Consider the following 13632-nt stretch of genomic DNA (forward strand, 5'->3'; position numbering starts at 1 on the left):
ATGCGGGTTTGACGTCGATATATCCATGTTTACGCTGGCAACACCCGTGACCTTCCCGCAAGCTGGGCAAGGCACAGGCTAGTACCGCTCGGTGCGGATGGCGGTGACATGAGCAATCGCAAACCAGCCCCAGCTCGAACTGCCGCTACGCACACGGACGGCCAGCATTTAGACTGTTACCTTGCAGTCACTACCTGCCATCGGATCACACATGAAGCGCGCGCTCATCTCGGGAATTACCGGCCAGGACGGCGCCTACCTTACGGAATTCCTGTTGGCCAAAGGCTATGAGGTCCATGGCATCAAGCGACGCGCTTCGTCCTTCAATACCGACCGCATCGATCACCTGTACCAGGACCCACACACGCCGAACCGGAAGCTGGTGCTGCACTATGGCGACCTGACCGACTCGACCAACCTGATCCGCATTGTCCAGCAGGTGCGCCCCGACGAGATCTACAACCTCGGCGCGCAAAGCCACGTACAGGTTTCCTTCGAGACGCCCGAGTACACGGCCAACGCCGACGCCCTGGGCACGCTGCGCCTGCTGGAAGCCATCCGGATTCTCGGCCTGGAAAGCAGCACCCGCTTCTACCAGGCATCGACCTCGGAGCTTTACGGGCTGGTGGAGGAAACGCCACAGACCGAGCGCACGCCGTTCCACCCGCGCTCGCCCTACGGCGTGGCCAAGCTCTATGCCTACTGGATTGCGGTGAACTACCGCGAGGCCTATGGCATGTATGCCTGCAACGGCATCCTGTTCAATCACGAATCGCCCATTCGTGGCGAAACCTTCGTCACCCGCAAGATCACCCGCGCCCTGGCGCGCACCCACCTCGGCCTGCAGGATTGCCTCTACCTGGGCAACCTCGACGCACGCCGGGACTGGGGCCACGCCCGCGACTACGTCGAAGCGCAATGGCTGATGCTGCAACAGCCCCAGGCCGAGGATTTCGTGATCGCCACCGGCGAGCAGCACTCCGTACGCGAGTTCGTCGACTGCGCCGCGCGTGAGCTGGGGATGGCGCTGGAATGGGTTGGCAGCGGCATCGACGAGCACGCCATCCTGGCCCAAGCACCCGCCGATTCCGCGGTCAAGATCGGCCAGCGCATCGTCGCCATCGACCCGCGCTACCACCGCCCGGCTGAAGTGGATACCCTGCTGGGCAACCCGGCCAAGGCCCGCGAAAAGCTCGGTTGGACGGCCCGCACCAGCTTCGACGAGCTTGTGCGCGAAATGATGGCAGCCGACCTTTCCCATGCACACCGCGACGCCTTGGTCGAACGCTCCGGCTTCCGCATCGCGCAGCACCACGAATGAACCCGATGCAGACGTCCTCCAAAATCTATGTCGCCGGCCATCGCGGCATGGTCGGCTCGGCCATCGTCCGGCGCTTGCAGGCCGAAGGCTTTGAGAACCTCGTGCTGCGCACACGACAAGCGCTGGACCTGACCGACCAGCACGCCGTGGAAACCTTCTTCGCCAGCGAGCGCCCCGAATACGTTTTCCTGGCCGCCGCCAAGGTCGGTGGTATCCACGCCAACGACACCTACCCGGCCGAATTCCTGCGCGACAACCTCGCCATCCAGACCAACGTGATCCACAGCGCCTGGAAACACGGTGCGAAAAAGCTGCTTTTCCTAGGCTCCTCCTGCATCTACCCACGCGACTGTCCACAGCCGATCAAGGAGGAGTACCTGCTCACCGGCCCATTGGAACCGACCAACGAGTGGTACGCCATCGCCAAGATCGCTGGCCTGAAGATGTGTCAGGCCTATCGCAGACAGTACGGCTTCGACGCCATCTGCGCGATGCCGACCAATCTCTACGGACCGGGCGACAACTATCACCCGGAAAATTCGCATGTGGTGCCGGCACTGATTCGGCGCCTACACGAAGCCAATATCCTTCACATCGAAGAAGTCGCTATATGGGGGTCAGGGACCCCGCTACGCGAGTTCCTGCACGTCGATGACTTGGCGGATGCCTGTGTATTTCTAATGCAACGGTATTCCGACTCGGAAATCATCAACATCGGCAGTGGCGACGAGATGTCCATTCTGGAATTGGCCGAGCTAATATCAGGCTGCGCGGATTTCCATGGCAGGCTATCGACAGACCCGACACATCAAGACGGGACACCCCGCAAGTTGCTGGATACATCCCGACTGCAAGCACTGGGTTGGCAGCCAACGATTCCAATCCATGAAGGCATCGCAGATACCTACGACACCTTCAGCATGATGCATCGATCGTGCGAGTAGCAGTCGGACCATGCAACAAAACCACGCCCCCCCCTCACACGAACCGCATCGCCAGCAGAGTATGCTGCACGCGATTAAGTGGTCGATCCTCGGCGAGGCCAGCTCACGCCTGATCGCGCCTGCCGTGTTGCTGATACTTGCGCGGCTGCTCACACCAGAAGATTTCGGCGTAGTGGCGGCCGCCACTGTGGTAATCAGCCTTTGCCAAACCCTTGCGGATGCCGGCATGGGCAAGGCGCTGGTACAAAGTCGCGAATCACTCGACGCGAGTTCTAACGCCGCGTTTTGGCTGTCGTTTGGTATTTCGCTCACACTCTCGATAGTTATATTCGTCTCCGCTCCGGCAGTTTCTGCATTCTTCAACGACACTCGCATCGCTCACGTTACGCGCCTGCTTGCGATACAGGTTCCATTGGCTGGCCTGGCGGCGGTTCCAACCGCGCTCCTTCAACGTGACTTGGCTTTCCGCGAATTATTTTGGGTACGACTGCTTACCGCGGGATTACCTGCTTTGGCCTCCATACCAATGGCCTTGTTCGGATATGGTTACTGGTCGTTGGTCGCAGCGACAGTGATCGGCCAGTTCATTCAATGCGCGACACTCTGGTATCGCTGTCACTGGCGCCCAAACTGGAATTTCGATATTTTTGCAACCATCCAGTTGGTGCGATTCGGGCGCTGGTCCGCAGCCAGCAGTGCGCTTACGTGGTGTTATGGCTGGATGGATTCGCTATTCGTGGCTCATTGGCTAGGCACACGTGATATGGGGATATATCGCGTAAGCACGACGATCGCGAACATGTTATTCGGGCTTGTGCTGACCCCCTTGTTGCCGGTTCTTTACAGCCTGTACTCGCGAAAGGGAGGCACGATCTTTCAGGCAGGCAATGCCATGCTCGTAACCGCGCGAGGAATCACCCTTTTGTCGCTACCACTGGCCGGATGGCTAGCATTGGCTGCACCGCTCATCGAATCAAGGATCTTGGGCGAAGACTGGGTGGGGCTGGCCCCCGTCCTCACCCTGCTTACCATCGGGCAAGGCGTGGCATGGCTGGTCGGTGCGAATGGGGAAGCGTACCGTGCAGCGGGCAGGCCAGATCTCGAATTCATAACTATGGCACTATCCCTGATTGCATACCTGATTGGCTATTCAGTTTCGATTGAAAATGGAATCATCGCTTTTGCCGCTACCAGGGCAGCTTTGTCCCTAGTCGGCGTCGCCCTGCATACGCTGATAGCCAAACGTCAGTTCGGGACGAGTATCCGGTCTTGGCTTTCTGCACTAACCAAACCTTTCCTACTAACCATGATCGCGGGAACGACTGCATTGGCATCGGACATGGCCATGGGAATACCCACGTCACGGCTGATTGCGACGATCATATTCCCGCTCGCCTATACTCTCTTGGTAATCATTTTTGACAGAAGACACGTTTTTTCAATCATGGACCGGTTACATGGAACTTGAGTTCGTCGCCTGCGATCTCTGCGGCAGTAACGATTACACCATTCGATATCGCAAGCCCGACAGCTGGCTCAAACTGGAGCTCTTCCAGTTTCCCGTGGTCGAATGCAGCGACTGTGGCTTGGTGTATGTCAACCCCAGACCGACGATGGCCGCAATGGGGTCATTCTATCCGCGAGGTTATCATCACGGGCGCGACAAAGATGCCTTCATAAAGCGCTATCGGGCGCAACGTGCATTCCTGCCGCCACTGGCCGGCAAGCGCGTCTTGGACATTGGCTGCGCTCGTGGCGATTTCCTGAGCCTGCTGCTCGACCAAGAATCCTTCGAAGCATTCGGTGTCGATGCTTACTCCACCTCCGTAAGCGATGGCCGCATCAAGTTCACGTGTGGAACACTCGAAGACGCCAAGTATGAACAAGGATATTTTAGCCTGATCATGGCATGGGCCGTATTCGAACACCTTCACCACCCGAACACCTATTTTCGCGAAGCGGCAAGGATATTGGAACCCGGCGGAAAGCTCATCATACTTGTCACGAATGCAGACAGCCTTTATGGGCTCGTGGCAAACACGGAGGACGTACCAAGGCATACCTACCATTATTCGGAATCAACACTTCTAGCTTATGGTAAGAAACATGACCTTCAATTGAAAAACATACAGTTTGACGACAGCATCTTCGACGGCCGCGGCAAGGGTACCTTCCGCATGTTGTCCGGCAGGCTCGCCGGGTTTACCTGGGACAAATACATGCACAACAGTCTGCACATGGTGACTCGCGCGGCAATGAAACTCGGCAGCGGCCTCGACGCCATCTGCTTTGCCACGCATTGGGAAGCCCGCCTGCGGCGAAGCGGCATCATGATTGCGACCTATGAAAAAGCCTGACATCCACCGCCTAATGGCATACATCCGGCATCCGGCGTTGCGTTCGTTGTTTTCCATACCGACGCATTTGACTGACCGCGAACGCGTGACGCTCTTCAAGCTTGGACGTCGGGCCGCTCAGACAACATCGCACACACGCTGCAATGTGCTGGAAATTGGGTCTTATCTTGGCGCATCCGCGTCGTTCATTGCCGCCGGCATTGGAACCAGCGGCAGCGTTTATTGCATCGATACATGGGCGAACGACGCCATGAGCGAAGGACAGTGCGACACCTATGCTAAATTCCTCGACAACACCGCCAGCTACCGCGAGCGTATCGTTACACTGAAGGGGTGGAGCCACGACACTTCGGTGCTGGAGGAAGTCCGCACCAAGGTCGACCGCATCGATCTCTTGTTCATCGACGGCGACCATTCCCACGAAGGTGTCTTGCGCGACTGGAATCTCTACTCGCCATTTCTTGCCTCCGGCTCCATCGTGGCAATGCATGACATCGGCTGGGCCATGGGCGTACAACGGGTGGTTGCGGAGAAAATCCGACCACGTGTACGGAACGAGCACCGGCTTCCAAACTTGTGGTGGGCGGAATTTGAATGCTGAAAGCGTCGGTCATCATCCCCACCCGTGATCGGGCAACCATGCTCGATGCCTGCCTCGGCTCGCTTCGATGCCAAACACTGCCCGCGGACGCTTTCGAAGTGATTGTGATCGACAATGGTTCGACCGATGCCACGCCTCAGGTCGTCCAGCGACACCATTCGGCTCTGCGCTTGCGTTATGACTACGTTCCGGAGCCCGGCCTACACGCGGGACGCCATGCGGGCATGCGACTGGCATCCAGTGACATTCTTGTATTCGGCGACGACGATATCATCGCCGAGCCAACATGGTTAAATTCGATTGACGAAGCGTTCCACCACGTGGACATTGCTCTTGTTGGTGGCAACAACCGCCCCTTATTCGACAGCCCACCACCTCCATGGCTCGATCGCTGGTGGAGATCGCCCACCGCCAACGGGCGTGCGATCAGTTACCTGAGCATCCTCGATATGGGCGAAGGTCAATTTGACATCGACCCGGGCTGGGTCTGGGGATGTAATTTTTCGATACGACGTTCCGTCCTCCTTTCAGCGGGAGGGTTCCACCCAGACGCCATGCCCACCAACCAGCTTCGTCTACGTGGCGACGGAGAAACCGCGGTGAGTGACGCTATCCGCAAGGCTGGGCTGCGCACCCGCTTCCACGCGGGAGCCAGCGTTGCCCATCGCGTCTCCACAGCGCGCATGAGTACAGACTATTTCGAGCGGCGCAGCTATGCGCAGGGAATATCTGATTCCTATACCGACTTGCGTCGCAAGGGGGGCAACCGATCGCTCGTTTCCGCCTTTGCTCGCAGACTGCGAGCCAGCATGTCTGCCGCACGTGCCATCTGCACTACCGGAGGTGACACAACTGGACGAACACTACACACTGTTCGTCGCCGCTGCTTGGCAGGTTACTTGGCGGGCTATGCCTACCACCAAAAAGAAGTGGCAATTGACCCTGCTTTACGTGCCTGGGTACTGAGAGAAAACTACTTCTGATCGTAACTGCACGGCATTGCACAATACCCACGTTTCCACCGTACGTCACACAGACTTGACCAGCAGCGCCTCTCAACACTCATGATCGAACATATAGTCCATGACGAACAGGAACTCGCGCTAATCGTCCGCCGCGATTTTCATTGCGATGGTATCGAGTTTTTCACGCCGGGCACCTACTCACAGCAGCTTGGCTACATGAACCGCCCACTTGGCTACGTTATCCCGCCGCATGTCCACAACCCGGTGGTGCGCGAAGTCCAGTACACCAAGGAAGTCCTGTTGATCCGCAGCGGTCGGGTACGCGTCGATTTCTATTCCGAAGCACAGGAGTACCTGCGAAGCACTGTGCTCGTTGCCGGCGACGTGGTTCTGCTGGCCTTCGGGGGACACGGCTTTGAAATGCTCGAACCCACCGAGATCATCGAGGTCAAGCAGGGGCCCTACTGCGGCGACCAGGACAAGACGCGGTTCGACCCGGTTCCGGGCGATCGCATCGTGATGAAGGACAGCAGCACATGAGCACGACCGGCATTCCCGTCAACACGCCCCTGCTCGACGGCAATGAGAAAATGTATCTGCTCGAATGCATCGAGTCAGGCTGGATTTCCTCCGAAGGGCCGTTTGTTCGGCGCTTCGAGGAATCCTTCGCTGAACGCGTTGGTCGTCGCCACGGCATCGCCGTATGTAACGGCACGGCGGCGCTTGATGCGGCTGTCGAGGCGCTCGGCATCGGGCCCGGCGACGAGGTGATCCTGCCTGCGTTCACCATCATTTCCTGCATTGGCCAGATTGTTCGCGCTGGCGCCACGCCGGTGCTGGTGGACAGTGACCCGGTGACCTGGAACATGGATGTGCGTCAGGTGGAGGCGAAGATCACGCCGCGCACGCGCGCCATCATGGCGGTGCACATCTACGGCCTGCCGGTGGACATGGACCCACTGCTGGAAATCGCTGCCCGACATGACCTGTCGGTGATCGAGGACGCAGCCCAGATGCACGGCCAGACCTACAAGGGCCGCCCCTGCGGCAGCTTCGGCAACCTCAGCACCTTCAGCTTCTACCCGAACAAGCACGTCACCACGGGCGAAGGCGGCATGGTGCTCGCCAACGACGACAAGCTGGCGGAGGATTGCCGCAGCCTGCGCAACCTGTGCTTTCAGCCGCACAAGCGCTTCGTGCACGAGCGGCTGGGTTGGAACTTGCGCATGACCAATCTGCAAGCCGCGCTAGGCCTTGCACAATTGGAGCGCCTGGACGAATTCCTCGCCCGCAAGCGTCGCATGGGGGCGCGCTACGACGCGGCCTTCTCGGCGCTGCGGGCCCTCCAACTTCCCTTGGCCGAAACAGGCTATGCACGCAATGCCTACTGGGTGTACGGCCTCGTGCTGGGCGAGGAGCGCAACATGGATGCCGAGGAAGTCATGCGCCAACTGGCCGCTCGCGGAATCGGCACGCGCCCGTTCTTCTGCCCGATGCACTGGCAACCGGTACTGCAGCGCAAAGGACTGTTCGAGGGCGAGTCCTATCCCGTAGCCGAACGCCTCTATACGCGCGGCTTCTACATCCCGAGTGGCTTGGGTCTGGCTGATGCGGAACAGGATAGGGTTTGCGAAGCCGTCGCGGAAGTCCTGGCATGAGCGTCTTCGCCGATCTCGCCCGCTTCTACGACGCCGTCTATGCGGACAAGAACTACGCCGCCGAGGCGGCTTACGTCGCGCGACTGCTCGATACACACGGGCACAACCCGCGCAGCGTGCTGGAGCTGGGTGCGGGCACCGGCCGCCTGGCGGTGGAGCTGGCGCGCGGCGGCCTGCGCGTGCTCGGCATCGATGCCAGCAACGACATGGTGAAACTCGCCAACGGCCGTCAGCGCCAACTCGGCGTGGAAGGCATCTCCTTCCTTGCCGCCGACGCCACCCGTTTCCGTGCGGAACAGCGTTTCGATGCAGTCATCGCCTGCTTCCACGTGCTCAATTACATGGCCTCGCCGCAAGCACTGGCGGCCGCCTTCGCCACTGCGGCGGTACATCTCGAACCGGGTGGGCTGTTCCTGTTCGACAGTTGGCACGGCCCAGCCGTGCGCGCGCAGGGCCCCGAAACGCGGGTACGCGACCTCGTGGTGGACGGCGCACCGGTGGTGCGCATCGCCGAGCCTCACCACGACCCGGTACAGCAGACCGTGGACGTGCGCTATCGGTTCTTCGTCCAACCGCCTCCCGCGGAGACTTGGCAACTAATCGAGGAAACCCACCACCTGCGCTATCTGTTCCGCGAGGACGTTGCCGCCGCCTGCCACGATGCCGGCTTCGAGGTGATGTGGGAGGAAGCCTGGCTCAGCGGGGCTCCGCTTGACGAGCGGACCTGGAGCGCCTGCTACTTGGCCAAGCGGATCCGGGGCGATGATCGGCCGTAATGCCCCGGGCCCTCGGGGGACGAAGCCCGACGTCCTGATACTTTTCCCGGACGACTGGGCGATCTACTCTCCCACGCTGCTACGTCTGGTAGACATTCTGTCGGAATCCTTCGCCGTGCGCGCCCATGTGCTGGATACTGGCCGGGCCGACAACACAATGCTGGATCCGATGCGCTTCCGACGCGTCTGCCTCTCCAGAAGCATTGCAAAACTGCTCAGGAAAACCGGCGCGTACCGGCCGTTCCGTGCCATGGCCCTGGCATATTCCGCCCGTCACGATATCGGCGCCCATACACAGGTCATCGCCGTGGATGCCGACGGCACCATGGCAGCGCGACTGCTGAGGCGATCATTCCATTTCCTTTCGCTGGAGGTGGGGAGGCATCCGCTGCTTCGCCTGATCGCGGGCAGGCACGCCCGCTCGATCATCATCCAGAGTCCGGAACGACTGCACTACCAGTTTAGCGACGCCATCGATTCCAAGCTTCCGGTCTTCTATGTGCAGAATGCGCCGGAAGTGCAGCACCATCCCCCCCCCCGCGTTGCCTGCCGCGAGCACCCACGACTGGTTTACATGGGCCACCTGATGCCCATGCATGGCTTGGCAGCCATGCTGAACTTGGCTCGTGCATGGCCGCAGGCTACCTTGACCTTGCTCGGGCTGCGCAATGCCGCCGGCATGGAGCTCGTCAGAGCGCGCAACGGGGATCTCATTGAGGCGGGCCGGGTGGTTGTATATGAGGACTACGTGCCGGAGGCTGCGTTGCCGACCTTTCTTGCCGACTTCGACATTGGCCTATGCTTGTACGAACTTGGCCGGCGGCGCCGTGATTTCAACTACCAGAGCTCGCCAGCAGGAAAGATGTTCAATTACTTCTCTGCGGGCCTCCCCGTAGTCGCTTCAAACTTGGCCGGGCTCAACCCGGTATCGCTACACCAAGCCGGCATCCAGGTGGATTCACACGAAGTCGAAGCCCTGATCGGGGCGTGCCGTACCATCCTGGACGACTATACGCACTACAGCATGGGGGCTGGCCAAGCCGCCATGCACTACGACTTCAGAAGTGCTGTCGCCCCTCTGGCAGATTTTCTGCGTTGCTGCATGGAACACCCGTGAGACTCCTTTTTGTCGGCAAGCGCCACCCACAACAGCGCGACCTCATTGAGCGTCCCTACGGTCGTTTCCATCATCTTCCGGTGGAGCTTTCCGCGCTTGGACATGAAGTCCAAGTGCTTCTGTGCAGTCATCGCCGTTTGCCATCTGCGCGCACCTGCATTGCCGGCGTGGACTGGCTCAGCGAGGACGTACGAACGCTCGGCGTCGGAGATTTCTTTCGCAAACTGAGCCGACACGCCACCGAGTTCCGACCCGATTGGATCATCGGCATGTCCGACACCTACTACGGTTGGATTGCGAATGGACTTGGGCGCACCACAGGGGCTCGTGTTGCCATTGACGCCTACGACAACTACGAAGCCTACATGCCGTGGAATCTCCCGTTGCATGCGCTTTGGAGACTATCGATCCGCGCTGCCGATCTGGTGACGGCGGCGGGCCCGCAGTTGGCGCAGCGACTGCAGTCACATCGCAGAGACGGACATCCGGCGGAGGTCATTCCCATGGCCGCAGACCCGGAGTTCCGGCCACTGGACAAGCAGGCCTGCCGTCGCGCGCTTGGGTTGCCGGCCGAGGGGCACTTGATTGGTTACGTGGGAAGTTGGGCACGAAACCGGGGCACGACCATGTTGATCGATGCGTTTCGGCAGGCACGCGCCCTTCGGTCCGACCTTCAACTTGTGCTCAGCGGCAGACCGCCGCCGGAGGCCTTGGCTGAACCGGGCGTAGTGGGCACCGGTTACGTCCCTGATGCGCAGCTACCCGATTTGATAAATGCATTGGACGTGGCCTGCGTGATTACCGCCGACACCAGTTTCGGTCGATACAGCTATCCCGCCAAGCTGTGTGAAGCCATGGCATGTCACGTACCGGTTGTGGCCACAGACACCGAACCGGTGCGTTGGATGCTGGCCGAAAGTACCAACCACCTTGTTCAACACGGGGATGCGACAAGCTTCGCAGAACGCATGCTGGACCTTCTGGATGCACCGCGCGCTGAATACGGCCCACGTCCCACCTGGCAAGACCAGGCGCTCATGCTCGATCAACTGTTTTCGGAAGTAGTACGTCGAAAGCGATAGATCAGCGTCGGAATGATTCCGCGCAGCGGAAGCAGCGCCTTGTCCGGGATGCGTCGCAGCGCGCCGGCAGACGCAGACATCGCCCGCTCAATCTCGAACGTGGCGCGTAGCGCGTCGATGCACAAGTTGCGGCAATCCAGGCCCGTATCTGCGAAAAAGGCGCTCAAGCTGACTCATCTGCAATGGCTCGCAGTCATGTACCGCGCCCTTGCCCATCAGGCGCGGGTAAGGTGTGCGCCAGGCATGCTGTAGCCAGCTCAGGAACGCGAGCTTGTAGTGCGGCTCGACCAGCATCCAGCGATTGGGCACGGCCAGGTAACCCACGCCTTCCGGACGCAACACGCGGCGCAGTTCCGTCAGATGGTTACGTTGCGCCTGTTCATCACCCACATGTTCGATGACGTGGTTGGACAGCACGACATCGAAAGTCGCGTCAGCAAACGGCAGCTTCGTGTCATGCACCCGATGGTATCGATAGCCTTCAGTGACCAGGCGATTGTCGTGAATGTCCACGGCATCCACATCACACCGCAAATCCTGATGGGTGCCAAAATAGTGTGCAATGCCGCCCGATCCCGTGCCAACTTCAAGCAGACGAATTGGCTGGGGATGGCTCGCAAGATCCAGCAACCGCTCGATCTTGAGCCCCTTCAATCGACGCGATGGAAGGTCGAGCACCGCATGCGGCTGGCGCGTCATCGAGGCTCCCTCGACATTGTGGGCTCTGAATCAATCATCAGCTTCCCCGAGCAAACTGCGCAGGCGCGCTCCGAATACTTGCCATGTCTTGCCGGCAGCAAACTCGCGGCATGACACAGCCATTGCCTTGTCTCTCGACTGCCCTAGTTGATCGAGCACTGCTGTGCGAAGACCGTCATAGTCACCAGATCCGACCAACGCTCCAGTCTTTCCGTCCTGGACGGCATCCGCCACGCCGCCCACGTCGAAAGCAATGGTCGGCAGTCCATGCGCCGCGGCCTCGAGTGCCACCATGCCGAAGCCCTCGACATCCCCGGGTAATTCGAGCACCGGGAAGATGTGCAGGTCTGCCGCTTCATAGGCGGCGCTGAGCGTCGACTCGTCACAACGCCCGAAAAATTGCAAGTTTCGATCCACGCTGGCGTGTCTCGCAGCAGCAAGAATGCGCTCACGCTCGGAGCCTCCCCGGGTGTGCAGGGCATCGCTGGCTTCGTCCCCGATGACGAGCAGAAGGATCTCGGGATCATGGGCAACGATGCCAGGCAAAGCCTTCGTCGCAAATTCCGCCAAACCCTTTCGCTGGGTCAGCCTTCCCACCGAGAGCAGCAACGGCCTTGAACCGAAGCCGTGTTGTTTGCGGAAATCCAGAGTTGCGGCGAAGTTCAGCGCAGGTAGGTCGACACCAGGATGCAGCACGCGCAGTCGATCCTGCGGTACACCTCGTTGTTCAGCCAGACGACCGGTGTTTGCGCTGTTCACCAGCGCGATATCGCAGCGCCTGATGAAAGGAAGCCATAGCCATTGATACAGGCGACTGGGCGCCACGATGTCGAGGCCATGCAGATAGACCGCTGTCTTTCCTCCTGCGCACTTGGCTGCAAACCAGGCGATCGGCGCGGCAAGTCCGCTACCAGCGATGACCCACGCAGGTTTGCGTTTCCTGGCCAAGCACACCGCACTCCAAAGCGTGACCGCAAGAAACAGTGGCAGAGGCTTTGTTCTGGCTTGCCTGACCTCAGTATGTAGCGGCGCGTACTCAGAGCACCCGGCCGGCCCGCATAGGGCAATCTGCCAGGTTGGCTGCAGCGCCTGAAGCAGGTATTGATTGACCTTTTCCATGCCGCCGAGCAATGGCGGGAAATTGCGGGTTACCAACAACGCCATTGGACGCGATGAGGAAGACTCAGGCATCGCGTCGATACATCAAGCCTGTGATCTGCTCGGAAACCAACCCGATCAGAAATACGATCACCGCCGCACTCCACAGCAGCGTGCTCATGTTGGTGAGGCGCCCCTCATGCATGAAGGTCCACGCATAATTCGCACAGCCCAGCAGGAAGAACACCACGCTAGCCGGCACGAACAGCTTCAGCGGCGAGTACAGCGTGGCGATCTTGAAGATGATCAGCAGGAAGCGCAGGCCGTCGCGCAGGGGCTTGATGTGGCTTTTGCCCACACGCTGGGCGGCCTTGATCGGGATGTAGGCCACGGCGTAGGCGCTGCGGAAGAAGGCCATGGTGCTGGTGGTGGGGTAGCTGAAGCCGTTGGGCAGCAGGTGCAGGAATTCGCGGAACTTGTTCGCGCGCACGGCGCGGAAGCCCGAAGTGAGGTCGAGCACCGGGTGGCCGGTCATGCGGGTGGCCAGCCAGTTGTACAAGGTGTTGGCCAGGCCGCGGCCGACCCCGGCCTGGCTGTCCCAGTCACGGGCGCCGACGACCATGTCGTAGCCGCGGTTCAGCTGGTCGAGCAGGCGCTTGATGTCGGCGGGGTCGTGCTGGCCGTCACCGTCCATGAACACCAGGATGTCGCCGCTGGCGGCGCGGGCGCCGCGCTTGATCGCCGCGCCGTTGCCCATGGAGTACGGCGCGCTGAGGCAGGTGATCTCGTTGCCCTTGCAGATGCTGCGGGTGTCGTCGGTGGAGCCGTCGTCGACCACGATGATTTCCGCATCGGGGTGGGCGTTACGCAGGCGGGGCAGCAGGGCCGCCAGCGCGGGCGCTTCATTCTTGGCGGGCAGGATGATGCTGAGGCGATTCAACAGGTGGTTCCCCCGGGGTGGCCGGGGGATCATAGCGTGAAGGGGAGATGGGGTCAGGCAGGGAGTTGGCAGTG

Annotated in this window: 14 protein-coding genes; 11 read left to right on the forward strand and 3 right to left on the reverse strand. The window is 60.3% G+C overall.

Features of this window, described 5'->3' with window-relative positions; translation table 11 throughout:
* The first annotated feature begins 211 nt into the window (after positions 1–211).
* From gmd to AC3A56_RS03540, 11 genes are all read left to right on the forward strand, one after another.
* Positions 212–1321, forward strand: coding sequence for a GDP-mannose 4,6-dehydratase (gene gmd / locus AC3A56_RS03490; protein WP_487769340.1), 1110 nt, complete (start codon positions 212–214; stop codon positions 1319–1321).
* On the forward strand, positions 1318–2265 hold the full coding sequence (locus tag AC3A56_RS03495) for a GDP-L-fucose synthase family protein (RefSeq protein WP_487769341.1): 948 nt from the start codon (positions 1318–1320) through the stop codon (positions 2263–2265). The genes gmd and AC3A56_RS03495 overlap by 4 nt, the downstream gene beginning before the upstream one ends.
* A gap of 10 nt (positions 2266–2275) precedes the next feature.
* Entirely contained in the window at positions 2276–3733 is a 1458-nt protein-coding gene (locus tag AC3A56_RS03500; protein ID WP_487769342.1) for a lipopolysaccharide biosynthesis protein, read from the forward strand.
* Positions 3723–4622: a class I SAM-dependent methyltransferase gene (locus tag AC3A56_RS03505; RefSeq protein ID WP_487769343.1), complete on the forward strand. Its 900-nt coding sequence runs from the start codon at positions 3723–3725 to the stop codon at positions 4620–4622. Before AC3A56_RS03500 ends, AC3A56_RS03505 begins: the two co-directional genes overlap by 11 nt.
* Positions 4609–5223 carry a class I SAM-dependent methyltransferase gene (locus tag AC3A56_RS03510; RefSeq protein WP_487769344.1) on the forward strand — a complete coding sequence of 205 codons (615 nt, stop codon included), beginning with the start codon at positions 4609–4611 and terminating at the stop codon, positions 5221–5223. Before AC3A56_RS03505 ends, AC3A56_RS03510 begins: the two co-directional genes overlap by 14 nt.
* Positions 5217–6206, forward strand: a complete 990-nt coding sequence (locus AC3A56_RS03515; RefSeq protein WP_487769345.1) for a glycosyltransferase family 2 protein — start codon at positions 5217–5219, stop codon at positions 6204–6206. The genes AC3A56_RS03510 and AC3A56_RS03515 overlap by 7 nt, the downstream gene beginning before the upstream one ends.
* A gap of 81 nt (positions 6207–6287) precedes the next feature.
* The gene (locus AC3A56_RS03520) at positions 6288–6728 is read left to right on the forward strand and encodes a cupin domain-containing protein (RefSeq protein ID WP_487769346.1); all 441 of its coding nucleotides are present in this window, start codon (positions 6288–6290) and stop codon (positions 6726–6728) included.
* Positions 6725–7846, forward strand: coding sequence for a DegT/DnrJ/EryC1/StrS family aminotransferase (locus AC3A56_RS03525; RefSeq protein ID WP_487769347.1), 1122 nt, complete (start codon positions 6725–6727; stop codon positions 7844–7846). Before AC3A56_RS03520 ends, AC3A56_RS03525 begins: the two co-directional genes overlap by 4 nt.
* Positions 7843–8622, forward strand: coding sequence for a class I SAM-dependent DNA methyltransferase (locus AC3A56_RS03530; RefSeq protein ID WP_487769348.1), 780 nt, complete (start codon positions 7843–7845; stop codon positions 8620–8622). Before AC3A56_RS03525 ends, AC3A56_RS03530 begins: the two co-directional genes overlap by 4 nt.
* Positions 8609–9739, forward strand: coding sequence for a glycosyltransferase family protein (locus AC3A56_RS03535; RefSeq protein WP_487769349.1), 1131 nt, complete (start codon positions 8609–8611; stop codon positions 9737–9739). The genes AC3A56_RS03530 and AC3A56_RS03535 overlap by 14 nt, the downstream gene beginning before the upstream one ends.
* Entirely contained in the window at positions 9736–10821 is a 1086-nt protein-coding gene (locus tag AC3A56_RS03540) for a glycosyltransferase (protein WP_487769350.1), read from the forward strand. Before AC3A56_RS03535 ends, AC3A56_RS03540 begins: the two co-directional genes overlap by 4 nt.
* 87 nt (positions 10822–10908) lie before the next feature.
* Here the strand turns inward: AC3A56_RS03540 and AC3A56_RS03545 are convergent, their stop codons facing one another.
* From AC3A56_RS03545 to AC3A56_RS03555, 3 genes are read right to left on the reverse strand one after another with little or no spacing between them, the layout of a single operon-like run.
* Positions 10909–11520, reverse strand: coding sequence for a class I SAM-dependent methyltransferase (locus tag AC3A56_RS03545; protein WP_487769351.1), 612 nt, complete (start codon positions 11518–11520; stop codon positions 10909–10911).
* Between the two features lie 30 nt (positions 11521–11550).
* On the reverse strand, positions 11551–12711 hold the full coding sequence (locus AC3A56_RS03550) for a glycosyltransferase family 4 protein (RefSeq protein WP_487769352.1): 1161 nt from the start codon (positions 12709–12711) through the stop codon (positions 11551–11553).
* Entirely contained in the window at positions 12704–13558 is an 855-nt protein-coding gene (locus AC3A56_RS03555; protein WP_487769353.1) for a glycosyltransferase family 2 protein, read from the reverse strand. Before AC3A56_RS03555 ends, AC3A56_RS03550 begins: the two co-directional genes overlap by 8 nt.
* Positions 13559–13632: the final 74 nt, after the last annotated feature.

This window comes from Rhodanobacter sp. Soil_C_14, from assembly GCF_057657335.1.